18 protein-coding genes and 1 tRNA gene are annotated in these 26120 nt (G+C 36.1%); 7 read left to right on the forward strand and 12 right to left on the reverse strand.

Annotation, left to right across the window (positions count from 1 at the left end; genetic code table 11):
• Nucleotides 1–62 precede the first annotated feature (62 nt).
• Complete coding sequence (gene dprA / locus WC623_RS08230; protein WP_372849832.1) at nucleotides 63–1154, forward strand: DNA-processing protein DprA; 1092 nt, start codon at nucleotides 63–65, stop codon at nucleotides 1152–1154.
• Between the two features lie 152 nt (nucleotides 1155–1306).
• Complete coding sequence (locus WC623_RS08235) at nucleotides 1307–2668, forward strand: pyridoxal-phosphate dependent enzyme (RefSeq protein WP_372849834.1); 1362 nt, start codon at nucleotides 1307–1309, stop codon at nucleotides 2666–2668.
• A 76-nt stretch (nucleotides 2669–2744) separates the two neighbouring features.
• Here the strand turns inward: WC623_RS08235 and murA are convergent, their stop codons facing one another.
• From murA to WC623_RS08260, 5 genes are all read right to left on the reverse strand, one after another.
• Nucleotides 2745–4070: a UDP-N-acetylglucosamine 1-carboxyvinyltransferase gene (gene murA, locus WC623_RS08240; RefSeq protein WP_372849836.1), complete on the reverse strand. Its 1326-nt coding sequence runs from the start codon at nucleotides 4068–4070 to the stop codon at nucleotides 2745–2747.
• A 41-nt stretch (nucleotides 4071–4111) separates the two neighbouring features.
• Nucleotides 4112–4783 (reverse strand): DUF4290 domain-containing protein, encoded by a 672-nt coding sequence (locus WC623_RS08245; protein WP_372849838.1) that lies wholly within the window; start codon nucleotides 4781–4783, stop codon nucleotides 4112–4114.
• A 253-nt stretch (nucleotides 4784–5036) separates the two neighbouring features.
• The gene (locus tag WC623_RS08250) at nucleotides 5037–7343 is read right to left on the reverse strand and encodes an ATP-dependent helicase (protein ID WP_372849840.1); all 2307 of its coding nucleotides are present in this window, start codon (nucleotides 7341–7343) and stop codon (nucleotides 5037–5039) included.
• Between the two features lie 119 nt (nucleotides 7344–7462).
• Nucleotides 7463–8998 (reverse strand): PH domain-containing protein, encoded by a 1536-nt coding sequence (locus tag WC623_RS08255; protein ID WP_372849842.1) that lies wholly within the window; start codon nucleotides 8996–8998, stop codon nucleotides 7463–7465.
• Complete coding sequence (locus WC623_RS08260) at nucleotides 8998–9513, reverse strand: PH domain-containing protein (RefSeq protein ID WP_372849844.1); 516 nt, start codon at nucleotides 9511–9513, stop codon at nucleotides 8998–9000. Before WC623_RS08260 ends, WC623_RS08255 begins: the two co-directional genes overlap by 1 nt.
• A gap of 106 nt (nucleotides 9514–9619) precedes the next feature.
• Between WC623_RS08260 and WC623_RS08265 the strand changes: the two genes are divergently transcribed.
• Both WC623_RS08265 and WC623_RS08270 read left to right on the forward strand, forming a co-directional pair.
• Nucleotides 9620–10990 carry a dipeptidase gene (locus tag WC623_RS08265; protein ID WP_372849846.1) on the forward strand — a complete coding sequence of 457 codons (1371 nt, stop codon included), beginning with the start codon at nucleotides 9620–9622 and terminating at the stop codon, nucleotides 10988–10990.
• 161 nt (nucleotides 10991–11151) lie between these two features.
• Nucleotides 11152–12069, forward strand: a complete 918-nt coding sequence (locus tag WC623_RS08270; RefSeq protein WP_372849848.1) for a glycoside hydrolase family 25 protein — start codon at nucleotides 11152–11154, stop codon at nucleotides 12067–12069.
• Between the two features lie 31 nt (nucleotides 12070–12100).
• Here the strand turns inward: WC623_RS08270 and cls are convergent, their stop codons facing one another.
• Nucleotides 12101–13552: a cardiolipin synthase gene (gene cls, locus WC623_RS08275; protein ID WP_372849850.1), complete on the reverse strand. Its 1452-nt coding sequence runs from the start codon at nucleotides 13550–13552 to the stop codon at nucleotides 12101–12103.
• A gap of 220 nt (nucleotides 13553–13772) precedes the next feature.
• Here cls and WC623_RS08280 point away from each other — a divergent pair.
• Nucleotides 13773–13856 (forward strand) — tRNA-Leu (locus WC623_RS08280).
• 71 nt (nucleotides 13857–13927) lie between these two features.
• On the forward strand, nucleotides 13928–15013 hold the full coding sequence (locus tag WC623_RS08285) for a DNA alkylation repair protein (protein WP_372849852.1): 1086 nt from the start codon (nucleotides 13928–13930) through the stop codon (nucleotides 15011–15013).
• Between the two features lie 89 nt (nucleotides 15014–15102).
• Here the strand turns inward: WC623_RS08285 and WC623_RS08290 are convergent, their stop codons facing one another.
• The 6 genes from WC623_RS08290 to WC623_RS08315 form a co-directional block, all read right to left on the reverse strand.
• Nucleotides 15103–16422: a DUF4302 domain-containing protein gene (locus WC623_RS08290; RefSeq protein ID WP_372849854.1), complete on the reverse strand. Its 1320-nt coding sequence runs from the start codon at nucleotides 16420–16422 to the stop codon at nucleotides 15103–15105.
• A 4-nt stretch (nucleotides 16423–16426) separates the two neighbouring features.
• Nucleotides 16427–17755, reverse strand: coding sequence for a putative zinc-binding metallopeptidase (locus tag WC623_RS08295; RefSeq protein ID WP_372849856.1), 1329 nt, complete (start codon nucleotides 17753–17755; stop codon nucleotides 16427–16429).
• Between the two features lie 44 nt (nucleotides 17756–17799).
• The gene (locus WC623_RS08300; protein ID WP_372849858.1) at nucleotides 17800–19275 is read right to left on the reverse strand and encodes a RagB/SusD family nutrient uptake outer membrane protein; all 1476 of its coding nucleotides are present in this window, start codon (nucleotides 19273–19275) and stop codon (nucleotides 17800–17802) included.
• A gap of 12 nt (nucleotides 19276–19287) precedes the next feature.
• A complete protein-coding gene (locus tag WC623_RS08305; RefSeq protein ID WP_372849860.1) occupies nucleotides 19288–22890 on the reverse strand; it encodes a SusC/RagA family TonB-linked outer membrane protein in 3603 nt (1200 codons plus the stop codon).
• A gap of 138 nt (nucleotides 22891–23028) precedes the next feature.
• A complete protein-coding gene (locus WC623_RS08310; protein WP_372849862.1) occupies nucleotides 23029–24177 on the reverse strand; it encodes a FecR family protein in 1149 nt (382 codons plus the stop codon).
• Nucleotides 24178–24280: 103 nt separating this feature from the next.
• Nucleotides 24281–24868 carry an RNA polymerase sigma-70 factor gene (locus WC623_RS08315; protein WP_372849864.1) on the reverse strand — a complete coding sequence of 196 codons (588 nt, stop codon included), beginning with the start codon at nucleotides 24866–24868 and terminating at the stop codon, nucleotides 24281–24283.
• Between the two features lie 167 nt (nucleotides 24869–25035).
• Here WC623_RS08315 and WC623_RS08320 point away from each other — a divergent pair, with 167 nt between their 5' ends.
• The gene (locus WC623_RS08320; RefSeq protein WP_372849866.1) at nucleotides 25036–26097 is read left to right on the forward strand and encodes a glycoside hydrolase family 130 protein; all 1062 of its coding nucleotides are present in this window, start codon (nucleotides 25036–25038) and stop codon (nucleotides 26095–26097) included.
• Nucleotides 26098–26120 lie beyond the last annotated feature (23 nt).

The raw sequence follows: 26120 nt of genomic DNA on the forward strand, positions 1-26120 counted from the left end.
CTATTTTTTAAAAACAGGTCTTCATTTGTGCTTGCTTTATGCGTAATTGCATAAGTTAGCCTATGAGTCTTATCCATAAAATTGGCCTCACTTTAATAAAAGGTGTTGGGCATGTCCATGCCAAAAATTTACTAGATCATTTTGGTTCAGCTGAAGCTATTTTTAAGGCTAAAGGGAGTCAATTAATGGAGGTGAATGGTATAGGACCAGTTATTTCTGGTCTGATTTTAAGTAATAATGCCTTAAAAGAAGCCGAAAAGCAGTTGGTCTTTATCAGAAAACATAAGGTTAAAGTGCTTTTTTACACTGATATTTCTTATCCTCAAAGGTTAAAATACTGTCATGATGCTCCGGTATTATTATACTATAAGGGGAATGTAGATTTAAATCATCCTCGGATTATCAGCGTAGTGGGGACTAGAAATGCCACTACTTATGGTAGAATGTTGTGCCAGCAACTTACAGAAGCCCTTTTGCCATATGGTGTTGTGATTATAAGTGGACTGGCATATGGTATAGACGTAACCATACATAAAGAGAGTTTACATCTTAATATACCTACAATAGGGGTGATGGCACATGGATTAGATCGTATTTATCCTCCTTCGCATAAGCCAATAGCACAAAAAATGTTGCTGAATGGTGGATTGCTAACTGAATTTATACCAGGAACAATCCCTGATAAAGAGAATTTTCCGAAAAGAAACCGGATTATAGCTGGTCTTGCAGATGCAATAGTTGTGGTTGAAGCAGCTGGGAAAGGAGGCGCACTGATTACAGCGGATATTGCAAATTCCTATGATAGGGATGTATTTGCTTTCCCAGGACGAATAAATGATCCCTGCTCTGAGGGTTGTAATTTTCTGATTAAGACACATAGAGCGGGATTAATTAATCATGCTAAAGATCTTATTTATTATCTGGGATGGGATGATAAGTTACCGGATCAAAGTGGATTACAATCTAAATTAGCTCTAAATCTTTCCGAGGAAGAACAGAAATTAATCGGATTGCTAGATAATGTAACTCTTTCTTTAGATAAGTTGGTGTTAGGTTCAGGCTTTAGCCAGGGTAAACTGGCAATGCTGTTGTTAAATCTCGAAATACATGGAATTGTGACAGCCTTGCCAGGGAAAGTTTATAAATTAAATTGATATATTTTTTGCTTCGCCTTATTTACATCTGTTTTTAAGTCTACTGTAATACTAGATTAAAATATAATTTTATAAAATGAGTTATATTGATATTATATTTTGAATATTTATTTATATGTAAAATTCCAATCTTCAATCTGTATTTTTGCCATATGTGGTATAATAATATTTTGGAAACTATTGGCAATACGCCATTGGTGAAATTGAATAACATTACTAAGGAAATTCCTGCAACTGTGCTGGCTAAAATTGAAACAACCAATCCGGGCAATTCTATAAAAGATCGTATGGCTGTAAAGATGATAGAGGAAGCAGAGAAGAGTGGATTGCTAAAACCTGGTGGCACTATTATAGAAGGAACATCCGGTAATACGGGCATGGGACTAGCTATGGCGGCTATTATTAAAGGATACAAGTGTATTTTTACAACTACAGATAAGCAATCCAAGGAGAAAGTAGATGCTTTAAGGGCTTTTGGTGCTGAGGTTATCGTATGTCCTACAAATGTAGAGCCTGAAGATCCACGTTCTTACTATTCTGTTTCTTCACGCTTAGAACGTGAGGTTCCAAATTCCTGGAAACCAAATCAATATGATAATCTCGCAAATTCGAAGGCACATTACGAGCAGACTGGCCCTGAAATCTGGAAGCAGACTGAAGGAAAAATTACCCATCTTGTGGTAGGGGTTGGTACCGGCGGTACGATTTCTGGGACTGGAAGGTATTTAAAAGAGCAGAACCCTAATATTAAGGTTTGGGGCATAGATACTTACGGTTCGGTGTTTAAGAAATACAAGGAAACTGGTATTTTAGATAAAAATGAAATTTACCCTTATATCACTGAAGGAATTGGCGAGGATTTCTTACCAAAAAATGTAGATTTTGACATTATTGATCTCTTTGAAAAGGTAACAGATAAAGATGCCGCATTAATGACCCGTGATATTGCCCGTAAAGAAGGAATTTTCGTGGGTAATTCAGCAGGTTCAGCTATTGCAGGGTTACTGCAGTTAAAAGATAAATTAAAACCCGAAGATGTTGTTGTAGTGATATTTCATGATCATGGTAGTCGGTATATGGGTAAAATGTACAATGAGGATTGGTTAAGAGAGCGTGGTTTCCTTAAAGATGAGAAATTAACTGCTCGTTCAATCATCGCGAAGAAGGAAAATACAGAGATCATCACTATTGATTGTGAAAAGACTATTCTTGAAGCTATTAATAATATGAACAGTTTAAATATCTCTCAAATACCTGTTACACAGAAAGGAATGGTAGTAGGTAAATTAGCGGAAGGGGATATTTTAAAAGCTTTACTTGAAAATCCATCACTAAAATCAGCTCCTGTAGAACAGATTATGTCTGCCGGATTTCCATTTGTAGATATGAATACTTCTATAGATAGAATTTCTTCTTTAATCAATAAAGAGAATAGTGCAGTTCTTGTTGAAGATGAGCAGGGGAAAATTGAGATTATTACTCAGTATGATATTATCAATGCAATTTCTGGTTAAATAAAGAAGCTTAGAATTGAAAAACCCCAAGAAGTTATGCGCTTTTTGGGGTTTTTTATTGGAATATTTTATTGCATTAATGAGTAGGAGCAGATGCTTCTACACGTTTAATGTCTGCACCCAAGGCACGTAAACGTGTGTCAATATCCTGGTATCCACGCTCAATTTGCTCTATATTGAAGATGGTCGACTTTCCTTCGGCTGACAAAGCTGCAATTAATAAAGAAACACCAGCTCTAATATCAGGAGAAGTCATGCTGATTCCTCTTAATTTGTACTTTTTATCAATTCCGTTTACCGAAGCACGATGTGGATCGCAAAGAATAATCTGTGCACCCATGTCAATTAGTTTATCTACAAAGAATAATCTGCTTTCAAACATTTTCTGATGTATCAATACATTTCCTCTGGCTTGTGTAGCTACAACCAGTACAATACTCAGTAGATCTGGTGTAAAGCCAGGCCATGGAGAATCAGCTATAGTTAGCATGGAACCATCTATAAATGATTCAATTACATAGTGCTTTTGAGAAGGGATATAAATGTCATCACCTTTTAATTCAAATTTGATTCCCAGTTTTTTAAATACATCAGGGATTACACCAAGCTCTGAATAGCATACGTTTTTAATCGTAATTTCAGACTCTGTCATCGCTGCCAAGCCAATAAAAGAACCTATTTCTATCATGTCAGGAAGCATCCTATGCTCCGTTCCACCTAGTTTGCTAACACCTTCTATGGTTAGAAGATTTGAACCTACACCAGAAATTTTTGCGCCCATGCGATTAAGCATTTTACACAATTGTTGTAGATATGGTTCGCAGGCAGCATTGTAAATAGTAGTTGTTCCTTTGGCAAGTACGGCTGCCATTACGATGTTCGCTGTACCAGTTACAGATGCTTCATCAAGCAGAATATAAGCACCTTGTAAGTTGGTTGCATCTACATTGAAAAACTCTTTTTTGCTGTCGTACACAAACTTAGCTCCTAGTTTTTCAAATCCAATAAAATGGGTATCTAATCTGCGGCGACCTATTTTATCACCTCCAGGTTTAGGGATAGCTGCTTTACCAAAACGGCCTAGCAAAGGACCAACGATCATGATTGAGCCTCTTAATCCTCCTCCTTTTTTCTTAAATATATCTGATTGGAAAAATTCAAGATTAATATCTTTAGCTTCAAAAGTATAAGTGTCTTTGTTCAGGCGTTCAATCTTAACACCCATATCTCCCAGTAGTTCGATAAGTTTGTTAACATCTTTAATATCAGGGATATTGCTGATGGTAATCTTCTGGTCAGTTAATAAAACTGCGGCAATAATTTGCAAGGCTTCATTCTTTGCTCCCTGAGGTTGGATTTCGCCCTTTAATTTCTTACCGCCAATTATTTCAAATGCGTTCATGTTATTCGTAAGGTGTATGGATGATAAAAAACGAGTATAAATTAATGACGCTGTTTAGCGTTATTATTACGGGCAGGACGATTGTTGTTGTTTTGTCTGCCTTTACCGTTGTTGTTATTTCTTCCGCGGTTATTGTTATTAGATGGTCTGGAAACTACTGGTTTAAACTCAACCTTATTCAGGTTAATGTTTTCATCAAGTTGAAGTTGTCCACCTGATAATTCGCGAAGATTTTTTAGTATTGTTTCATCGGCTACGCTGTCTTTATTCCAGGTAACATAAGCCATTTTCATGAAATTAGCTATCCCCTGTACCATAGCTGCTCTGCGTTCAGGTTCCTCTACAGCTTTGGCTTTTTCAATCATCATTTCAACAGTTTTACCATAATGTTTATAGGTAATTCTTTGTTGAGGATAACCGATATGTTGCGGTTTCACCAATGCACCTTCAGGAGTAGGTTTAGGGTAAGGACTATCCACATCTATCTTATAGCCTGAAATGATATGTAAGTGATCCCACAGTTTATGTTTAAAATCAGCTACATCCCTTAAATGAGGGTTTAAAAAACCCATCAGGTCTATCACTGCCTGAGCATATTTGTTGCGTTCTTCAAGATCGGGAAGGTCAATAATGTACTTTACCATATTTTGTACATTACGGCCATATTCGGCCAATATCAACTCGCTTCTTGTGGTGTTATATTCGAAATTCATCTATATGTTTTCGTTAATACTTTTATTTTCTCTTTTGTTCTGAGACTATCTTGAGCTTATTATTTGCTTTTAAACTCAATGCGGTTCTGCTGTTTATGACCAATATCATCTATTAATCACATAATCAGAACCATTAAAAACTGACATAGTTATTCAAGAAATAACGAAAAAAGCCAGTTTTATTATATTATAATCAATGTTTTTATTTTGTTAGGCAATAAAAAAACGCCCTTAAGTTCTGTAAATATAAGGCTTATTTAACAATTCGCAACTTAGCAAATTTTAATAGCAATTGCTTATTACCCAGCCCCTGGAAAAATACAGTAGCTTTTACGTCGGGCAAAGTACCTTCCAGGCTAATAATTTTTCCGAAACCAAATTTTTCATGCTCTACATCCATGCCGTTCTGAAAAGCATTTGCCGCATCTGGAGTAAAGCCAGGAGTTGGCACGTGTGCTTTTGGAAGCATTGATGTGGTTTTCGGCCTTGGCGCACTCACCGTGCCAGTTGAGCCTGAAGAAGCTGGTTTTGGCTTACTAAAAGTGTCACGCTGTTGTGTCCAGGTACGTCTTTCATCATTAAAGCTGTTTTCACCTAAGCTGCTTTTTGCAGGTTTTGCTATTTCAATTTCAAGGAAGCGGGCATCTATCTCGTCAATAAAGCGACTTGGCTCACAATTGGTAAGACTACCCCATCTATATCTAGAGGTAGAGTAGGTAAGCGTCAGTTTCTTTTCTGCACGTGTAACAGCAACATAAAATAGCCTGCGCTCTTCTTCCAGATCAGTTCTTGAGTTGAGCGACATCTGCGAAGGGAACAGGTTTTCTTCCAATCCCACTACGTATACGTTTTTGAATTCCAGACCTTTAGAGGAGTGAATGGTCATTAGAGAAACGGTGTCTTTATTTTTATCATCCGCTTTATCATCGTTCGTTAACAGGGCAATATCCTGCATAAAAACGGCCAGACTACGATCTTCAATATCCTCACGTTCACCAAATTCCTTAATACCATTTAGTAATTCCTGGATATTCTCATGTCTGCCACGACCTTCCTCAGATTGATCTGCATGTAGTTCTTTTAAAATTCCCGAATGCTGAGCAATATATAAGGCTGTTTCGTATGCATCAAGTTTTTTTGACTCTGCAGCAAAACTCTGAATCATGACTGCAAAATCATTTAGCTGATTTGCAATACGACCAGGTATATATTGTTGAGGATTGCAGATCACCTGCCACATTGTAATATTGTGTTGATCGGCAGCTACGCTAATTTTCTCTACTGTAGTGTCTCCAAGACCTCTTTTCGGGTAATTAATCACCCTTTTTATGGCCTCTTCATCTGCCGGATTAAAAGTTAATCTGAAATAAGCGATTAAATCTTTAATTTCTTTACGCTGGTAGAAAGATAGACCACCATATATTTTATATGGTACATTTAGCTTTCTTAAAGCTTCCTCCATTGCCCTTGATTGGGCATTTGTTCTATACAGAATGGCAAAATCATTATAGTTATAACCCTTCGTCGTACGATCTTGAACAATTGAGTCTGCTACAATTTTACCCTCTTCATTATCTGTAAATGCACGCTGCACCTTGATATGATCACCAGATTCATTATCAGAGAATACATTCTTCTCCAATTGATTCTTGTTGTTAGCAATGATACTATTCGCTACTTTAACAATGTTTTGTGTTGAGCGGTAATTTTGCTCCAGTTTATATACTTTCAGATCAGGGTAATCGCGTTCAAAATTTAATATATTTTGAATGTTCGCACCCCTAAATGCATATATACTTTGTGCATCATCACCTACCACGCATATATTCTGATAAGCTGCTGCCAGTTTTTTAACAATTGTATACTGAGAAAAGTTGGTATCCTGATACTCATCTACCATCAGATATTTAAATTTTTGCTGGTATTTATTCAGTACATCAGGGTGAGTTTTCAGCAGAACATTAGTTTTAAAGAGCAAATCGTCGAAATCCATTGCCCCGGCTTTAAAACAGCGTTTGGTATAAGTTTCATAAATTACCCCTATTAAAGGTCTTTTATTACTGATATCCTCTGCCTGGATTTCTGCATTTTCCATGTATTCTACATGAGAAACTAGGTTGTTTTTTGCTGATGATATGCGGTTGTAAACAAAGTTTGCATTGTATAATTTATCATCCAACTGCATTTCTCGTAAAATAGTCCTGATCAGGCTCTTACTATCATCGGTATCATAAATAGTGAAATTGGAAGGATAGCCAATTTTTTCTGCTTCAACCCTTAATATTTTTGAAAATACAGAGTGGAAAGTACCCATCCAGATGTTTTTAGCTTCTGCACCTACTACCTTAGAGATACGTTCACGCATATCTTTCGATGCTTTGTTAGTAAATGTCAGTACAAGTATATTAAAGGGATCTACTCCTTTTTCAATCAAATGCGCCACCCTGTAGGTGATCACCCTTGTCTTTCCGGAGCCTGCACCCGCTACGATCATTGCCGGGCCTTGTGTGTTTTCTACTGCTGCGCGTTGTTGGGGGTTTAAACCTGCTAAATAATCCAAAATCCGTTTCTGCTATTTAAGTATGCTGTTGTGGTATATTTCAATTCTAAATGGCAAATTTAAGAAATTCCACGCTTTTAATGATATATGTTGGTAAAATACTGCACCGGTCTTCGAGGTTAGTTCCAGTCCTTTTGGGTACTTTCTATCTTATAGGTCCAGAAGTTGACCAAGTGGTTAATTCTCGTATAGTTACCATACTTAAAATGGATTAATCCGGCGGCTGTATGTAAAATCAAATGCCCTACATCGGCCTTTTTATGCCAGAAATACTGTCTTGAAGTGATGGCTTGTATTTTATGTGGCTCGATAATTTCATGTTCTACATCCCATATTCCACTTCGTTTAACGATGAAATCCTCGTTTACATAAAGACGATGACGTTTAAACTCGAAGTAGAGCATAGTTGAGGCCACGATAATATATGGTATCGTTAATATCAGGTATTGCCGTAAAGCCGGATGAAAAAATAATACTGTGCTCAGGAAAATCAATAACGGGATAACAATCCATAGTATTATCTGCAGGAAAATAAACCTATAATTGGGTAATAATTTGATTCCTGCGGGAGGGATTTGCTGGTAGATCATTTTGAGAATCTCATCACGTTCTGTTGCATCACATCCCGGGATTTCTATATCCGTTTTTTTATGTTCTTCTTTGTCAGCTGTTTCATAAGTCGCCTGTTTGATCTTTATATTCAACAGGTTAAATCTTTTCTGGAAAAAATTCTGACTATAGGCAAATAGCTGAACCTTATTTGGTTTTAGTAATACGTTTTTTCGGGTAAACAGACCCGAACTGATCGCAAGTGCATTTTTTTGTTTGGCTATCTGAAAATTAAAATATTTGATCAGGGTTCTGGTGACATTCGTGGTCAGGACCAGGAGGATGGCAAACAAAATGAGTATGCATATGGAAAAGAATGAAAACCCACGGTTCAATACCTGTTCAATCTTGTTGTCTTCAATTTCAAATGCTGAAGTGTAATCTTTAAAAAGTTGGATTAAACCCAGTACAAAACCACCCAACAATACAAAGCTTGCACCATAATTGGTTGTGATCCCTACTTTTAACAGGGTAGGTAGGCTTAAGTTTAAAAATGGGGCTGGTACTACATTAGACTGTCCTGAGGCATCAAGTTCGGAGGCAGGCCCTTCCTGAACTGAAGCTGCACTTAAGAGTCTTTGTTTTAATTCTAATGCGGTTGCATGGTCAATAGCCTTGATATTCGCTTCTTTTTTCTCGCTTCCAGCGGTATCTATTTCCAGGGTATACACGCCGACTATTTGCTGTAGCAGCGACTGATTGATGTTTACCTGCTGGATTTTATTGAGTTGAATGCTAAGGGTACTCTTATTAAAAATACCTTCATTAATCACAAATTCCTGCTTTTCTTCGTCCAAAAAAAAACTGAACTTCTGGTACCTGATATAAGTGAGTACAGCTAAAATGACCACCAGTACTATAGACCCGGTAATGATGATCATAGCCAGATTACCAGAGTCTTTGGATTTGATGATGATCAGCAGGATGGGTATAAATATTGCCCTGATTGTTTTTTGAAGGCTGTTGATAAACAAGACGATGATACCTGACGCGGATTGCTTTTGAGGTACCGAAAAATCATGCTGTGTAATGGTTTCTTTATTCATTATTCAGCAAGGTTAATCTGTTTCATCAGGATTTCCTTGATCTGCCTTGCCTGGTTAATCTCAATTCCAGGGATATGCAGACTACCGGTGCTGCCACCTGCGGTAAAAATTCTCAATTGTCCTAAATTGTACATCCTGGAAAACAGACCTTCATCCAATGCGATATGCTGGATTCTTGAAAAAGGAATAATAGTAGTGGATATCGCAATGATACCACTCCTGTATAAAATATCTTTTTCCCTTACCGCATAGCCACGTCTGCCGATATCTGTTTTATAAAGCAGGAATAAAATAACAGCAAATACGAGGTAGCCGCCAGCGATTACATATATATAAGGTCTGAATACAGCAGAAAAATACAAGAGCGCTACTAAGCCTGCTAAAAGAATAAGAAGTAAGATAATCAGGTTGATTACCACAACATTCCAGTATTTTTTACTTACTGAAGTTAAGGGTGCTTCTTCATATTCAGGCAAATTTCCAATATCTAGTGTATCGTTTGTGAAGTCTATCATTTAAGGGCTTTGACGTAATAATAAGGCCCAAGTTACAAAATATTTAAGGTCGTTTAGTTACCTCAGTTTATCTTTAAGCTTGTATCTTTGTCCAAACTAATTTGTTATGCAAGAGATCAAAAAATATGTAGAGGACAACAAGCAACGCTTTTTAGATGAGCTATTTGAATTGTTGCGCTTCCCGTCGGTTAGTGCTGACCCAAAATATAAAGAAGATGTTCTTAATACGGCAGACTTCGTTGCACAGAAGTTAAAAGATGCTGGTGCTGATCATGTTGAAATCTGCGAAACTGCAGGTTATCCTATAGTATATGGTGAAAAGATCGTTGATGCAAGTTTGCCTACTGTTTTAATTTACGGTCATTATGATGTGCAACCAGCAGATCCTTTGGAATTATGGCATACACCTCCATTTGAGCCTACTGTACGTGATGGAAAGATTTATGCACGTGGTGCATGTGATGATAAAGGACAATTTTACATGCATGTAAAGGCTTTCGAATTGATGATGAAAACCAATACATTAGCTTGTAATGTTAAGTTTATGATAGAGGGAGAGGAAGAAGTAGGTTCAGCAAACCTTGGTATTTTCGTAAATGCTAATGTGGAGAAATTGAAAGCAGATGTAGTTTTAATCTCTGATACTTCAATGATCAGTATGGAGAACCCATCTATAGAAACAGGCTTAAGAGGTCTGGCTTATATGGAGGTTGAAGTTGTTGGCCCTAATCGCGATTTACACTCTGGTGTTTATGGCGGTGCGGTAGCAAACCCGGCGACTATATTATGCAAGATGATTGCTTCATTACATGATGAAAATAATCACATTACTATTCCTGCATTTTATGATAAGGTAATTGAACTAAGCGATGAAGAGAAAAAAGCATTAAATTCAGCTCCGTTTGATTTGAATGAATACAAAGAAGATCTGGAAATTAAAGCAGAGTGGGGGGAGAAAGGCTATTCAACACTAGAGCGTACAGGAACCCGACCTACTTTAGAGGTGAACGGAATTTGGAGTGGCTATATAGGAGAGGGTGCCAAAACGGTACTTCCATCTAAAGCAAATGCTAAGATTTCTATGCGCCTTGTACCTAACCAAAGCTCAGAAGAAATTTCAGAGATTTTTGCGAAACACTTCGAGAGTATTGCACCTGATTACGTGAAAGTTAAAGTAACTGCACATCATGGTGGAGAGCCAGTTGTTACGCCAACAGATAGTGCAGCTTACCGCGCAGCAGAAAAAGCGATTGTAGATTCATTTGGTAAAGCACCAATTCCTACTCGTGGTGGTGGAAGTATTCCTATCGTTGCTTTGTTTGAAAGCTCATTGGGTATAAAATCTGTTTTATTTGGTTTTGGCTTAGATAGTGATGCTTTGCATTCACCAAATGAGAAATACGATATATATAATTATTATAAAGGAATTGAGACGTTGCCTTTGTTCCATAAGTATTTTGCAGAATTGAGCAAGTAATTGCTTTGGTATTGTTCGTTTTGCATGATGCTTAATCTTCTTATAAAAACACCAATATTCCCTCTCTCCTCGCAGCCTTGAAGAAATGCTGCGTATGTCGATCAGGAACATTGGTGTTTTTATTTTGGATGGCTACTTGAAAGGTGTATTTTTGCAACATCATGCCGCCAGCACCTAAGAAAACCTCCACTCCCAGAAGACCCACTTTTCGCCAAACTTACGAATCAGATGCGTCTGGTCGCCCAGGTAAGAAGGCGGTTCCAAGAAAAAAAGTAGTAAAGAAAAAATCATGGCCTACCTGGCTTAAGTTTTTAATTGCTGCCATGATACTTGTATTGCTTTCACCATTCTACTATGGATATGTGATTAAGGGTTTTAGCTCTACATGGCGATGGATCAGAGACATTGGTGAAGATCCAAATTACCGTACTTATCGCAGTTTTGATATTAAAATCCCTAAAGGATATAGTATTCATGGTATTGATGTTTCATATTATCAGGGAAAGATAGATTGGAAGCAGGTTAAATCCATGAGAGAGGATGATGTAAAGATTGATTTTGCATTTATAAAGGCTACAGAGGGAGTATTTAAGGTAGATCCATACTTTCAACGTAACTGGCGTGAGGCACCTAAAGCAGGGGTTATTTGTGGTGCTTATCATTATTTCAGACCACAGAAGTCTGGTGAATGGCAAGCGAAATTCTTTTTGCAGACAGTTAAATTTGAAACTGGTGATTTACCTCCAGTCGTAGATATTGAAGAACTCGATGGGGTACCTGCTTCAAAAATGAGGGTTCAGCTTATCGAGTTTTTAAATCATGTCGAAAAGAAAACAGGTGTTAAGCCTATTTTATATACGGGATTATCCTTTTATAAAGATTACCTTAAAGGGCATTTTGATGCATATCCATTATGGATCGCTCACTATTATCAACCTAAATTAAAAATAGGTAGTGATACAAAATGGCATTTCTGGCAACATTCTGATAAAGCAAAAATCTCCGGTATCAATCACGTTGTAGACTTTAATGCATTTAATGGCGATAGTCTTGCTTTTGATCGTTTATTGATTAAGTAGTAGTTTTTTAAGTTATAGGTAGCTTGTTGTATTAAAGCAGGGGGGAGAGTAGCCTTGCTGCTTTTTCTAATAGTTGTCTGTATAAAGGTCGATTTGCCCATTGTTCTGCGTCTATTCTTATTGCATCTTTAAGATCATCGTAAAATATTTCACTTAATTCGCTGGCAATTTCTGTATCATAAACAATTGCATTTACTTCAAAATTGAGGTCAAAGCTTCTGAAATCCATATTTGCTGTTCCTACAATTGCTATCTTATTATCAGTTACCATGGTTTTTGCATGTACAAAACCTTTTTGGTATTGATATATTTCAACACCTGCTTTTAACAAGTCATTATAGTAGGAGCGGGCAGCAGAGTTTACCAGAGTAGAATCCGATTTGCCCGGAACCAGCAGTTTTACTGAAATTCCACTTAAGGAAGATATGCTAAGTGCATCAAGAAGACTCTCACCTGGAATGAAATAGGGACTGGTGATCAATATTTCTTTAGTGGCCAGGTTAATCGCTTGAAGGGTAGAAAATAAAATAGTGGGCGACTCAGAGTCTGGGCCACTTGCTGCGATTTGAACAATCTTATTTTCTTCAGCAGCTTTTTGTGAGTTGGCTGGGAAAAAGTATCTGTTAGGTTCTAAAATACTATCAGAACAGAAGTTCCAATCGCATATAAATAGATATTGAAGGTATTGCGTGCCAGGACCATCTATACGTAAATGGGTGTCCCGCCAGTATATTTGTTTTCCATTACCATTTATATATCGGTCACTTACATTAATTCCTCCTACAAATGATGTGTAACCATCAATTACGATAATCTTACGGTGGTTACGGTAATTGAGACGATTGGCCAGTAATATAAAATGTACTTTTAGGAAAGGATATGCTTCTACACCATTTTCAATTAGCTTTGGAACTAGTTTTTTACGAATGGTTTTACTTCCGAAATCATCATATATAAATCTGACTTTTATCCCCTCTTTCGCTTTTGCAATCATTGCTTCAGCTAATGCAGTGCCGATTTCATCATCTTCAAAAATGTAATATTCTATATGTATATGATGCTTGGCATTTTTGATTGCTTCTAGTACTTCAGGGAATTTATTTTCTCCATTTAATAGTAGTTTTACTGCATTTTTAGAGGTCAAAGGACTCATAGAGTCATTTAATACCATAAATGCCAGTTCTTTATTACTAATGATTTCCGCGTTATTTTCCTCGTATGTCTTTTCTGAGTATTGAAGTAAATCTCTTCGGAATTTAGCTGCTAAATCATCATTTTCAAATAGCTTTTTGCTATACATTTTTCTGTGTCGGTAATTTATTCCAAAAAAGAAGTAGAAAATCATTCCAAAAACAGGAACAAAAACTGCGAAAAGCAGGTAGGCTAGTGTTTTTGTTGTACTGCGTGTATCGTAAACAATGCGTAGACAAACTAAAATCAATATGAAAACATAAGCAATTTCACTAACCAGCAACCAGTTCATAGAATAAGTTTACATTAATAGATATGCCGTAAGTTAATAAAAACCAGTTAATCTTTATAAGTGTAAAAAATGTAATTATGCAAAGTTTTTATAATCAAGCGATAACTCTGATGATAAGGTTTAAAATGAGAAAAATATTCAGTTTTGCGAATTTGCTATTCTTAAAAAGACGTCAATAATATTATATTTGCTACCCAATAAGGATGTGTTTAGTATCAATGCCCGGATGGCGAAATTGGTAAACGTTGCGGTCTCAGAAGCCGTTGGAGTACAATCCTTGAGAGTTCGAGTCTCTCTTCGGGCACAGTTGTTAAGTGAAACCGTCTAATATTTAGTATGTTAGGCGGTTTTTTATGCGTTTTTATATAATTTCTGATGGAACCATTAAAAGAGATGTTCAACCGCGAATTTTACCAATATTTTGCTGGGGTATTTGCAGATGTCGATAAAAACTTTAATTCAAATGCTTTTGTAAACAATGTTACATCCAACTTAAATACTTTGGAACTAAATGGACGTCTTCGAAATACTTCAATTGTACTGCAACAATATCTACCTAATGATTTTAAGAAAGCTGTTGATGTCCTTTATAAAGCTTCCCCTTTTTTAAGACGCGGATATACCGCCTTGGTATTGCCTGATTTTGTAGCACTTTATGGTAAAGAACACTTCGATCTTTCTATGGAGGCACTTAGAGATTTTACTTCACTTGGATCTTCAGAATTTGGCATCAGGGAATTTCTGAAAACTGATTTGGAAAAAACGCTGAAAGTGATGAAACAATGGGCCGAAGATAAAAATGAACATGTGAGGAGATTAGCTTCGGAGGGGAGCAGACCGCGTTTACCTTGGTCATTTAAATTGGATGAAATAATCAAGAAGCCTTCGTTAACGAGTGATATTCTGGAAAAACTGAAAGCTGATGAAGTGCCCTATGTAAGAAAATCAGTAGCTAACCACCTCAATGATATTTCTAAAGATAATACTAATTATATGTTGAATCTGGTTAAAGGTTGGGATGGTACCAACCCAAATACCAAATGGATCATCAAACATGCAAGTCGATCACTTATAAAAAAAGGAAATTTGGATTCGTTATCGTTGTTCAATTTTGAGAAAGATGTAAAGCTGCGTATTGATAAGTTTAGAATAAGTACAGAGCATATTCAGCTAGGTGAAAATTTGCATTTTGAGTTTGAACTTAGTAGTCTAAAGTCTACAGTGCAAAAATTAGTTGTCGACTATGCGATTCATTATGTAAAAGCTTCTGGAGAACATTCTAAAAAAGTATTCAAACTAAAGGAAGTATCGTTATTGCCAAACCAAACGATTAAGTTTTCTAAAAATCAAGTGTTTAAAGATCTTACTACACGCAAACATTATAAAGGAAAACATCTTATAGAGATTATTGTAAATGGACAGATATTAGAGAGAAAAGAATTTAATCTTACTATTTTATAACAGAAATACTAGCTACTATGTATATAAAAAAAGCGATTAAGTAAAGAGGAGTCTTTACTTAATCGCTTTTGTCATTTGTTATAAATTAATTATTTCAATTCTCCCGATAGATAAAAATTAGGATCATCAACACTTGTTATACTACCCACTTGTCCTTGAACCGGATCTATTTTATAATCTAATGTAAATTTATGATCATTAAAGATTTTTGTTAAAGGTAGAACAGCATTTAATATTACCGCCGTTCTTTCTTCGGTATTCACAAATTCAAAATCATAGGTTCCGTCTACGGTTTTAGTGTAGGTATAAATAAATTCAGAAACAGTTGGAAGAATACTTCTGAACGTCGTAACTGTAATCTTCATTTCTTTAATTTCATCATTGAAAATGAAATTAATATTTCCCAATCTTCTGGAATTAAGCGTTAGTGATGTAGACATTGTAGAACGCATCGCTGTAAAGCTTGGTGACCAGGTTTGGAATGGGGTAGAAAATACAGTAATAGACTTAAATCGATCAGTTCCCATCAAAATATGTAAAGGAATGATTGGAAGATCACCTTTTAAGATCTCAATTTGCTTACCTGTAGTTGTTGTTGCTATAAGCTGATTCCTTGTTTTACTCCATTCTATTGTTTTGAAAGCAATGTCATTAAAAACAAGTGGTTTATTAAAGAACATGCCATTAGTTGTATAGGCAAAAGGTGCCTCTGCTGTTTTTACCAAGCCATTTTCTACCCATGTAAAAAATGCTTTTTTTACATTTAAGGCCATATTTACAGAAAACTGAACTTTACTTACTTCATTATTGCCTGTTATGTAAAGGTTCTTATTGACATTGAAATAGTTTGTCAGTTCAGACACTAATGGTTTAAGTCCTCCTTTTAAGTAAAAATCTTGCTGTTCTGCATTTAGTTTCACCAGAAATAAATCACTTCTTCTCTTCTTTCCGATCAGTTTTACAGTATCTCCTTTTATGGCAGAAAATTCAAATTCAAAATCAGATTTAAAACCTACTCCTGATGTCCCTTCTATAATATCAGGGTTTGGATCTGCAAGTAAGTGCAAGTAGTTATAGGTGTCGAATAATAGGGAAGGTCCCATAATTGCTTTCAGCCTGTAGGAACTTTCCATGATATCTGTAGACGCATCAGCGTCAATCTCGGCAAGCATTTTTACACGATCCTGGTCATTGAAATCCATATAGAAACCGTATCCGCCACCACCTTCTGTGAATAAATAGGCAGCCCAGCCATTTTTTGCTGAAGTAAGTGTCTTTCCGTATGTTTCTAAACTTTCTTGTGATCTTAATTCTGGCATTTTTCCGTCGATCATTAAATCTTCAGATCCTTTTTTACAGCTGCTTAGTGCCAGAGCTAAACAGAATATGCTTAATATTTTTGTTTTCATAATTCTATCTGATTAGTGATCCGTAAAAGTAGTTTGAGGCATTAGTCTCACCCTTAAAGCCTGCTTTTGTTAAATTTTGAGGAGATAAAAATTCAGCTGTTGAAGCTTGTTCAATGATATCAAGCAAAGGTTTTAACTGGGGTCTGTATTTTGTTCCTTTATCGGTTTCCACTCCTGTAATTGTATTGTCCGGTACAAAAGTTACCTTATCTCCTACAACCGTTACTTTATAATTGAAAAACCATTCTTCATTTACAGTACCATTTTTTACAGTCATTACCAGAGTTGCAATCGGTTTGCCAACCAGCATGCCGAATCTAAATTCGAATTGATCTGCAACAGTAAGTGCAGCACTTGCTGTTTTTACAGCTGCAGCTGCAGAAGTATAGGCCGCAGTAAATGTGGCTGACTGATTTTCATCAGTTTTAGTTACCACCATTTTACTATAAGTATTTCTAGCCATGTTGGCTGCAAATTTTGTTGTTCGTCCTGTTTCTCTATCAATAGCCACTTTAACTTCTGCTTGTAGTGCTCTGAAATTAATGTTGTATGCAGTTTTGAAGTAATCCACCACCATTTGCTCTTTTTGTCTTAATCTCGGCTTTCCTAATTCACCTGCAGTATTTACATAGGCATCAAACCAATCCTGACCTTCTACCAGCAAAAATGCAATCATTTCTACAAAATCCTCATTGTCATTACTTCTAGCATATCTGGAAATAAAACCAAGTCTTTTGGCTTCATTAGCTGTATTTACGTTAGCTGTCCAGTTTGCTGCATACTCAGGAGATATTCTTGGGAAATCTTCAGGAATAGGTGAATTCTGATGAAGGATATGGCCAAATTCATGATGAATAGTATGCATCATTTGTTCTACATTGGCTGAATTAGATTTTTGAAAACTATTGATGATAAATAGGTTAATTCTTCTTCCTGCATCTGCTGTTCCAAGTGTAATGGTCCCATCGTTATTGTATTCGGCACTACCAATTAAAACAATTTGCTTTGGTGCGTAAGGTTTGATAAACTCCTTACCGGCAATATCAAGGTAGGGGCTAAGCCATATAGATTTTACTGTTTCCAAAGCAGGTAGAACATTGCGTTCTAATGGCGGAACCAAATCTTTATTCAGCGCTAGCTGATAACGGTCCCAGCGATATAAAACTTCAATGTTAAATGGGCTAAGGTATTCCTTTTGTAACCATTCATCTATTTGCCCGTTTTTGTAAGTATCAATGTTAAAGTTGTCCATATCCGCATTTAGTGGGCTTTCTTTTTTACAAGAGGCCAATGCCAGACTTAGGATAGCTATATAGTTAATTAGTTTTTTCATTATAAAATATCTTTTTGTAATGTTTATTTTAAGTCTGCCTATTTTTAACGTGGATTTTGAGCTACTCCTGAAAGGACAACTTCTTTTGGTAATTGAAACAATCTACGTGGATCACCTGGAGCCAATTCAACTATTTTCTCTTTCCCGTTAATATCCAATATATTATGTTTTACTGTCATTTTATGTCTTAATACATCAAACCAACGCATACCTTCCGTAATGAATTCCATTTTCTTAAAATCAAGGATACCTTTAATCAATACTTCTTTTTCATCAGTACTTCTGTAATAACCTTTAAGTTTATCCAGGGTTAAAGCATCTGTAGTAGGATTAAAATTCACAATTCTGGTACTAATAAAGCTGTTAAGGTCTTTTAAGGCTAACTCAGTATTTTGCAGATTCACATAAGCTTCAGCTCTGTTAAGTAGTGCCTCATCTGTAGTAAAGGCAGGAAGGATGGTATAACCTATACCTGAAGTTGAGTTTACACTTGTAAGCGAAAAATGCTCTTTCCACTTAGCCATGGTATAATGAGGAGCACCACCAAATGAGTATAATTTATGTGCCCATACTCTGCCAGTAGCATTACTACGGTTAAATAGCTCATCTGCCAATTTCTGACCGAAACCAAATCTTGGAGAACCTCTTCTTGCCCACCATGAAACAGTTTCTATTAAAAGAAGGTTAGATTTTTCTGTAGTTTGTGTAAATCTGGCGCGTAAATCCTGTGGTGTTAATGAGAAATATTCTGTACTCCATGGACGTAAGCTTGTCTCTACAATTTCACCTGTAAAAACATTACCTGCATGTTTTATAACTTTGTTATAATCACCTTTGAAAAGATAGAAACGAGTTGCAAAAGCATTTGCTGCGGCAATGTTAAAATGATACTTCTGAACTTTGTAAGCCGTATTTTTAATTAAAGGGAGACCTTCTTCAAGATCTTTCTCTATTTGCTCATATACTGCTTTTACTGTTCCTCTATTATACTTTTCAAATACAACTGTTTCTGGAGCAGTTACGTATGGTACACCAGGAGCATTATTTGCACCATTAATCTCATAAGGTGTAGCATAAAGTGTTACCAACATAAAATGGGCATATGCACGTGCTACTAAAGCTTCGCCTCTATAAGGATGGACTTTAGGATCATTCATGTTTTTGTCAATATAACTAAGTGCCTCGTTGGCTGCTGCAATAGCTGTATAACATGCATTCCAGTAAAAATCTGTCGAACCTTGTGCTCTATCTCTTACTTCCTGCCACATGTATGGATCTGTGTTGGTTGGATCTTCAGTACCTTCGTTTGGACCTTTATCTTCTGAGCTATCTGATGCTGGTTCTGTAAAGGTGATGTATTCGGCTTTAGGGTAGGCTGATGTTAAAAGCTCGGCAACTTTTTCAACAGAGTTCAATTCCGACCGCATGTCAGGAACTGTATCCAGGTATTTCTCACAACCTGTTGTAGAAAGAGCAATCGTTGCAACCAGTATATATTTTAAGTTTTTATTTAAGTTCATGATAATCTGTGTTTAGAAACCTAATTTTAATGAGACAGTAAATTGACGTGGAACAGGGAGGGATACACCACCTGAAGTATAGAATTCAGGATCTTGTCCGTTTAAGCGTTTATCAGAATATAATAAGCCTAAGTTATTCCCTACAACACTAACTGATGCGTTGTTTGCGCCAATTTTTCCAGAAATAAGCTTTGGAAGGTTATAGCTTAACATAATTTGTTTAATGCGAATGAAACCTCCGTCAGCAACTCTTACATCAGAATAATTGTAAACATTGTAAGGATAGTCCGAGCCCAGATTACTTTGTACAAATCTATCAGCTATAGCCGGAATGTTGGTTTTAAGTTCATCTCCCGGTTGCATCCATCTGCCAACAAAATCGTTTGACATAGATGAAAGATCATTATAGCTTGCAGAGAAGGCAGGATTTAATCTGATCTTATTACCTGCACTGAAGGTTAATAAAGTACTTAAAGAGAAGCTTTTGTATGAAAAGGAATTAAAAAAACCACCATTCATCAAAGGATCTGTAGGCCCTTCATATTTCAGATGACCAATATTATCATCTTGTAGATAAACATTAGTTACATTTCGTTCACCATTTACGCCAACAAAAGTAGGAATACCTGTTTGTGGATTTAGACCATCAAATTGAACAGAGAATAATCCTCTTTGTGGATATCCTTGTAATGCATCTCCTCCTGGAGATATTAAACTCCATACTAATGGAACACTCTCTAATTTGGTTATTTTACCTTTATGGTAACCAAAATTTAACTGGGTACGCCATTTTAGACCAGCTCCATTTAAAATCTGAGCTGCGGTTGTTACCTCAATACCTTTAGATTTCATATCGGCATAGTTGGCATATTTTATATACTGCCCACCAATACCTGAAGTTCTTACCGCACCAATCAGGTCATAACCATTTCTTTTGTATAGGTCTACAGTAAGACTTAAACGGTCTTTTAAGAAGCCCAGATCAAATCCAATATTGGTTTCTAATTGTTTTTCCCAGGTAAGCTCTGAGTTTTTAAGACCGCCAATTACTAACGCAGTTTCAATATCTCTTAAAAATGGTCTTTTTGTACTTTGGTTATTTAGGATCAAACTTGCATTTGTTGCAGGCCCCATACTGGCTGTTAAACCGTATGTACCTCTTAAAGTCGCTCTGCTTAATATATCTTGTTTGTCGAAGAATTCTTCATTGTCAATATTCCAGGCACCACTGATGTTCCATGTTGGCAACCATCTTGCTGTAGATGTACCTCCCAGTAAGTTAGAACCATCATATCTCATTGTACCGTTTACACTGTATTTGCCTTTATAAGCATAGGCCACTCTACCTAAATAAGAAAGGTATCTTTCTTTTAGGGTATTCATATTGTAATAGAAAAAGTTACTTTCTACACTTTTCTTAAAATAGTCAGGATCGATAAAAGGTACACCACCGCGGTCGTATTGATAACCTACTCCATCAAAAGTACGGCGCTGTCTGTCTGTAAAGCGCATTTCGGTTGATAAGAATGCGTTGAACAAATGGTCATGATTATATTCTTTATTCCATTCAAGTGAGTTTCTCATGTAATAGTTTTCCATATTGTCACTATTTACATTGTAAAAACCACCTGCTGGTAAAATTACTCTCGGTAAAGCATTAGGGTTATCAGGATCCTTATAAAGGAACTTATTGTTAGCGATTACATATGAATCTCCAGCAGCTCTATAAGCCATTGGCATATTTGAATTGTCATTGATTCTGTGTTCATTATCACTTTTTACATAACGATAGGCAGCATCAAATGAATATTTCAGTCCATTAATGATCTTATACTTTAAACCACCTTGAAGTTTAAAATCCAACATTTTAAGCTGCATGGTATTATTTTCAAGCTCATGAAGTATGTTAAAAGGGGCGAAGTTCTGTACAAAGAATTCTTTATTTCCCTGTTCATCAAATGCTGTAAGTGTACGACTGGTATTTAGCGCATAAGTAAAAGGATTAATATCAAATTCTCTGGTAAAGGTACCAGTTGAAGGACTGCTTCTTCTTCCAAGAGAACCTGGTGTAAACTGATTACGAATTGATCCTTGTGTAATTACCTCAATAGTTAGTTTACTGGATAAGTCAAAAGTACCTCTTACGTTTCCGGTAAATCTATCCACACTGTTTCCTACAGTCCATCCATTATCTCCTAAGTAACTTGTAGATATATAAAATTTTGATTTGTCTGTACCACTGGTAATACTTAATGCATGTTCTTGCATAAATGAATTTTTAAATAAGAGGTCAAACCAATCTGTATTTGCATTGGCATATCTCTTTAAAAACTCTTTTCTACTTGGAGCATCATTTCTTAGATTGAACTCATCTGTGGCTGCATCATATTGATACATTTGATTATACATCTTATAAAAAACACCACCACTAGCACCTCTAGAAACCTCTGAATGGTTTAACCAACCTTTGTTCATCATTTCTGCATATACAGACATCTGGTTTGCAGAATTCATAATGTCATATTGATTATAAGACGGTTTCAGGTAAGTAGTGAAATTACCTGTATAAGATAATACTGGTTTACCATCTGTTTTTTTACCTTTTTTAGTCGTTACAACGATTACCCCATTCATTGCACGGGCACCGTACATAGCTGTTGCAGATGCGTCTTTTAATATTTCGAAACTTTCGATATCATCAGGGTTTAATCCTGCTACAGAAGAACCAACTAATGTGCTTGGATCACCGGTTGAAAGTTGTTCATTGGAAATATTCACTACGTCTTCCAATATAATACCATCCACTACCCATAGCGGTTTATTTTCACCATTGATGGAAGTGGCACCCCTAACTCTGATTTTTGGAGCAGCACCAAAAGTTCCTGAAACATTTTGTACAGAAACACCGGCAACCTGACCTTCAAGCATACGACTTACATCGGGAACACCTGCACGTTCTGCATCTGAAGCCTTGATTTTTGAGGAAGCTCCAGTGAATAATCGTTTATTCAGGTCTTGGTAACCTGTCATTACAATGTTTACCTCGTTAAGATCGCTGGTTTGCAAAGTCATGCGGATTACTTTTAAATCTCTTGCAGCTTTGATTTCCTTAACTTGAAAACCAATGTAGCTGACAACTAGCATGGCGTTTTCATCAACATTAGTTAATACGAAATCTCCGTCCGCATTTGTTTTTGTTACTTGTGATGATCCTTTTACTGCAATTGTAGCACCTGCTAAACCTTCGTTGTTTTCATTTACTACTTTACCTTTTACATCAATAGTTGATAAACTGTTGATTACACGGTCGATTAAAGTTGTTTCTTTTTCTTTGATTACAACTGTTTTTTTGTCAATCGTATAGTTTAGATTTTTTCCTTTTAACAATTCATCCATCACTTTATCAAGTGGGGTGTTGTTAAATTTTACATTTACACGTTCCGTACTTTTAACTTTCTTTGAAATCAACAATACATCATAACCAGTTTGTTTTCTGATTTCTCTGAATACCTCATCAAAGGAGGTATTGTTTTTTGTCATGGTTAGCTTCTGTGCAAATGAAGCCGCGCTAACCTGGAGTAGTGTGGTAATTAATAGAAAAGCTGTTAGCCTCATAATTAATAGTGATTTGTGTATGCAGCGCGATTGCCTGCATAAAATTTTGGTATAAATTTTATACATTTTTAATCTGTTAATTCTAATGATTTTTTGTGGGTGGTTGGTGTTTTGGTTTCTATTCTGGTATTATCTATTTTACTTTTTCAATACGATGATTTTGTTTCCTTCTATTTCAAACTCTACTGCCTCTGTAAGCTCTAAAAGATTTAATACATCTGCTATATTGCTGAAACGGCTCAATGAACCGTAAACATTTTTATTTTTAATGCTTTGGTCTTTGTATTCAATTTTGACGTTATACCAGCGGGCTATTTTATTCATAGCTTGTGCTAGTGTTTCATTGTTGAATCTGAAGTAACCATTTTTCCAGGCTATTGCATCTTCAGCTTTCACTTGATCAATATAAATTCTATTGGCTTTTATGTAGGCTTGTTCTCCTGGCTTAATGATTGTTCCTGTTTCATTTTTATTTGATGAAAAACCAATCTGCACAGATCCTTCTAATAGCGTTGTTTTAGTATTTCCGTCGTCTTTATATGAATTTACATTGAAATGGGTACCTAAGACTTTTATTTCCTGATCGGCTGTACGAACTATAAAAGGATGGGAGCTATCTTTAGCTACCTCAAAGTAAGCTTCTCCACTTAGTTCCACTTTACGCTCATTAAGTGTGGCAAATGAAGCTGGATAGCTGATGGAAGAAGCCGCATTAAGATATACTACTGTATGATCGGGTAGGGTAATGCTATAAGTTTCGCCATTAGCGGTGGAGAGTGTATTTATTTTATCTTTTGCTGAAGCTACAGCCTTAGTCTCATAAAGAATCTGTCCATCTTTAGTTTTGGTAATTCTAACTCCTGCTTCATTTGCTAATTCTCCTTTGGTAGCGGCATCTAATCTGATTTTGCGACCATCTGCCAAAGTAAGTACAGCTCCATTACCGCCCGGTTTTATATTTTTCAGATAAGCAGTTTCTCTAGCTTTATTAGCTTGTTTTCCAGTGTAATAGAATAAGCTTAGGCCAACAACTAATGCAAATGATGCTGCAACAGCTATACGCGGCCAAATTTTAATATTGCGAGATTTTGGAATATGAAGATTCGCCTCTGTTGTAATATTTTTAAATATGCGTTCGGCTAAGGCTTCCTGACTTTTATCAGCAGTCACGGTTTGTTCCAGATTGTCGTAAGTACCATACCATTCATTAAATTCTTCCATTTCCTTTTCAGAAATGGTTCCTTTAACAATTTTATCGGAAAGCATATTTATTTTATGTTCGTCCATTTTTAGGGCAGTTTAGAACATAGTCCCACGAGTAGTGCTATACCCTACCTTTTATTTTAATAATTTTTATTTTTTTTAACTTATGTTCCGGACAAGGCAGCTTTCAATTGAGGAATAATATAAATATCAGGGATAGACCCAGTTTGGTTCTTAAAACTTTTAAAGCTTGTGTTACATGTTTTTCTACTGCTTTTTCAGAGATGCCTAACTCAGCGGCAATCTTTTTATTGGTATAATTCTCATCTCTGCTCATGTTAAAAACCAATTTACATTTAGGCGGTAGGGTGTCTATAATTTTACCCAGGCGGTTCTGGAGTTCTTCTAAATCATATTGGTTCCAATCGTAATTTTGACTTTGAAAATTTTCTAATTCAGCTTCAGTTCCAAGTTGTTGTTCGATGATAGATCTTCTAAAACGTTTAGACCTTCTTTTAATCACTTGAAATTTTATAGCAATAGCTAGGTAATTTTCAAAATTGACTTTTAGCTGAAAGGATTCTCTGTTTTTCCAAAGATTTAAAAAGATATCCTGTACGGCTTCTTCAGCTTCCGCAGGATCATTTAAACGTTTCGAGGCAACGAAGTAAAGTTTACTCCAAAAGCGGTCATAGATAATTTTAAACACGGTTTCATTACCATCCCTTAAAAGGTCTGCCAGTTCCTGATCAGAAAGTGTAACATAGCTTGCCATTTTTTATCCCTGAGCTGCAAGTTTACAGAAATTTAATAGTTTTTTAAAACTGGGATCAATCTTATACTCAAGATTTTGTTATATCTCATTCCCAAACTATTTAAGTTATCTCATGTTTTAATTTATAGTATCATTTAGCGTACTTATTTGCTCAAATTAATTCAATTATGACCGATCTTGCCAGACGTTTCAGTAATAACCCGATTTTAATGCCAAAGGATCTAAAATCAAGTAGCCCTGAACTTCAGATTATCAGTTTGTTAAACCCTGGCGTATTTCGTTATAATGGGAAAATCTGGTTATTGGTACGTGTTGCCGAAAGTATTGCGCAAAAGGAGGGAGTAATCTTTTTTCCAATATTAAATGATCAGGGAAAAATGGAAATCATTGAAGTCCCATTAAATGACCCGGAACTGATAGCAAATGATGCACGGATAGTGAATTATAGAGGTTTAGACTATCTAACGACTATATCTCATTTACGGCTTTTGTGTAGTGATGATGGTATTCATTTTTTTCAACCAGATTTTCCTGTTTCTATTTTTGGAGAGGGAGATCTGGAACGGTATGGGATAGAAGACTGTAGGGTTAGTCAGATCGGGAATGATTATTACCTAAGCTATACAGCTGTTTCTGAAAGTGGGGTAGGCGTAGGACTGAGAATAACGAACGACTGGCTACATTTTGATAACAAAGGTTTGATCTTTCCCCCTCATAATAAAGATGTGGCAATATTTGAGGAGCAGGTAAATGGTAAATTTTATGCTTTACACAGGCCTAGCAGTAAAGAGATTGGTGGCAATTACATATGGCTTGCCGAATCTCCTGATGGGGTACACTGGGGAAATCATAAATGTATTATAAAATCAAGACCAGGTTTATGGGATAATGCAAGGGTAGGTGCTGGTGCAGCTCCTATAAAGACAACAAAGGGTTGGTTGGAAATTTATCATGGCGCCAATATGGATCATCAGTATTGTTTGGGCGCTTTTCTAATGGATATTCATGATCCTTCAGTTGTGATAGCTAGAACAACCGATCCTATTATGGTACCTACAGAACATTATGAGTTAAGTGGCTTCTTTGGTTATGTAGTTTTTACAAATGGACATGTTATTGACGGTGATCAGTTAACCATTTATTATGGTGCAGCAGATGAGTTTGTGTGTGGTGCTTATTTTTCCATTGCTGAAATACTTTCCGTAATGGATATATCAACTGATACCTAATGAAATATTAACCAGAAAAAAGT

Origin of the sequence: Pedobacter sp. (genome assembly GCF_041645105.1) — a bacterium.
In the GTDB taxonomy this organism is placed as follows: Bacteria; Bacteroidota; Bacteroidia; order Sphingobacteriales; family Sphingobacteriaceae; genus Pedobacter.

Excerpts from the sequence above, each read along its gene's own strand:
- murA (WP_372849836.1), bottom strand. The coding sequence starts at position 4,070 with ATGAACGCATTTGAAATAATTGGCGGTAAGAAATTAAAGGGCGAAATC.
- WC623_RS08305 (WP_372849860.1), bottom strand. The coding sequence starts at position 22,890 with ATGAGGCTAACAGCTTTTCTATTAATTACCACACTACTCCAGGTTAGC.
- WC623_RS08315 (WP_372849864.1), bottom strand. The coding sequence starts at position 24,868 with ATGGCAAGCTATGTTACACTTTCTGATCAGGAACTGGCAGACCTTTTA.
- WC623_RS08265 (WP_372849846.1), top strand. The coding sequence starts at position 9,620 with ATGCAAGAGATCAAAAAATATGTAGAGGACAACAAGCAACGCTTTTTA.
- WC623_RS08245 (WP_372849838.1), bottom strand. The coding sequence starts at position 4,783 with ATGAATTTCGAATATAACACCACAAGAAGCGAGTTGATATTGGCCGAA.
- WC623_RS08260 (WP_372849844.1), bottom strand. The coding sequence starts at position 9,513 with ATGATAGACTTCACAAACGATACACTAGATATTGGAAATTTGCCTGAA.
- WC623_RS08255 (WP_372849842.1), bottom strand. The coding sequence starts at position 8,998 with ATGAATAAAGAAACCATTACACAGCATGATTTTTCGGTACCTCAAAAG.
- WC623_RS08320 (WP_372849866.1), top strand. The coding sequence starts at position 25,036 with ATGACCGATCTTGCCAGACGTTTCAGTAATAACCCGATTTTAATGCCA.
- WC623_RS08270 (WP_372849848.1), top strand. The coding sequence starts at position 11,152 with ATGCCGCCAGCACCTAAGAAAACCTCCACTCCCAGAAGACCCACTTTT.
- WC623_RS08295 (WP_372849856.1), bottom strand. The coding sequence starts at position 17,755 with ATGAAAAAACTAATTAACTATATAGCTATCCTAAGTCTGGCATTGGCC.
- WC623_RS08290 (WP_372849854.1), bottom strand. The coding sequence starts at position 16,422 with ATGAAAACAAAAATATTAAGCATATTCTGTTTAGCTCTGGCACTAAGC.
- WC623_RS08310 (WP_372849862.1), bottom strand. The coding sequence starts at position 24,177 with ATGGACGAACATAAAATAAATATGCTTTCCGATAAAATTGTTAAAGGA.
- dprA (WP_372849832.1), top strand. The coding sequence starts at position 63 with ATGAGTCTTATCCATAAAATTGGCCTCACTTTAATAAAAGGTGTTGGG.
- cls (WP_372849850.1), bottom strand. The coding sequence starts at position 13,552 with ATGAACTGGTTGCTGGTTAGTGAAATTGCTTATGTTTTCATATTGATT.
- WC623_RS08300 (WP_372849858.1), bottom strand. The coding sequence starts at position 19,275 with ATGAACTTAAATAAAAACTTAAAATATATACTGGTTGCAACGATTGCT.
- WC623_RS08285 (WP_372849852.1), top strand. The coding sequence starts at position 13,928 with ATGGAACCATTAAAAGAGATGTTCAACCGCGAATTTTACCAATATTTT.
- WC623_RS08235 (WP_372849834.1), top strand. The coding sequence starts at position 1,307 with ATGTGGTATAATAATATTTTGGAAACTATTGGCAATACGCCATTGGTG.